At 70.6% G+C, this 1,378-nt stretch carries 1 protein-coding gene; it reads right to left on the minus strand.

Annotated elements, in window-relative coordinates:
• Positions 1-1,307: HNH endonuclease signature motif containing protein (locus A5727_RS21320; protein WP_068254632.1), on the minus strand; the 1,307-nt coding region annotated here is incomplete at its 3' end.
• Positions 1,308-1,378: the final 71 nt, after the last annotated feature.

The raw sequence follows: 1,378 nt of genomic DNA on the forward strand, positions 1-1,378 counted from the left end.
GCTGGGCCGAGGAGGTCGGGGAACAGTTCGGCCCCGGCGGGGGTGGTGGTGTAGGTGCGGCCGGTCGGTGAGGTCCACACGATGGTCCCGTCGGCCAGCTGGTGGTCGGTCCAGTCGAGGAAGGTTTTGTCGCGGTGGTGTTCGCGGCAGTAGCAGCCCAGATTCCACGGCGCGGTCGGTCCACCGGCGGCGGGGTTGGTGTGTTTGAACGGGGCGGTGTGGTCGAGGTCGGCGAACCAGGCGGGGCGGTCACAGCCGGGGAAGCGACACGTCAGGTCGCGGGTCTTGATGAACCGCGCCAGTCCCGCCGACGGGGTGTAGGTGTGGGCCTGGGCGGGGGTGACGGTGGGCCGGGCGACGGGGCGCAGCAGCGCGGTGGGCACCAGGTCGCGGACCTGGGCGGCGTCGATGATCCCGAAGCCCTGCAGGTGGCCGGGAGCGTCGCTGTCACCGCAGACGGTGGCCGCGGAGGCCACCACGTTGATCACGGTGCGCACCGCCGGCACACCCGCGGCCCCGTCACCGGTCACGGCGCTGCCGCGGGTGGGGCACTCGGGCTGTCCGCAGTCGCAGACCAGGGGTTGGCCCTGACCCAGCGCGTCGGCGCGGCGCTGCCGCACCGTCCGCGAATCAGCCCCGCACACCGCGGTCGCCATCGCCGACAGGCGGGCGTCGAGTTCCGCGGCGGCCGGGGCGGTGAGGGTGCCGCGTAATTGGGCGGTGCCGTCGGGTTTGGCGGTGATGATGACGTGGCGGCCGGCTTCGGCGTGCACGCGGCGTTCCTTGGCGGCCTCGGGGTCCAACGCTTGGATGGCGGCGTCGACGCTGTCCTGGACGCGGCGGCGTGACCACGACGACCACGCGGTGAGTTTGGCCGTCATCTGCGCGTCGATCTGCGGCATCAGGTCTGTGGTGACGTATTCGGTGCGGGTCAGGATGAGTTTGACGGTGGGCCAATCGACCTCACCGGCGCGCAACAGGGCCCCCACCAGCGGCAGGCGATCCCGGAGGGCTTCGGCGTGGGCGACCATGTCCTGGGCCGTCCGCGGTGCCAGGTTGAGGGCGGCGCCGATCTCGGCGCTGGTGCGGGTCAGGCCGGTGATGACGCAGTAGCCGGGATCGGGATCGTCGGCCTCGGCTTCGAGGGTGCGGTGTTCGAGCAGGCGGGCGATGGCGGCCATGCGGCGGCCGATCAGCATCGATTCGAAGCGGTGGCACGCTTCGATCTCGCTGAGCAGCCCGTCCGGCGAATCATCATCGAACACGTGTTCGAGTATGCCCGCCCCCACCGACAGATCGCGTGTCATCTCCCAAGACATCGGTGACAGTTCTGCATCAGGACATCGGTGACGGTTCGGATGGTCTTGGTGGTGACACT

This window comes from Mycobacterium sp. ACS4331 (assembly GCF_001667265.1).
Lineage (GTDB): Bacteria > Actinomycetota > Actinomycetes > Mycobacteriales > Mycobacteriaceae > Mycobacterium.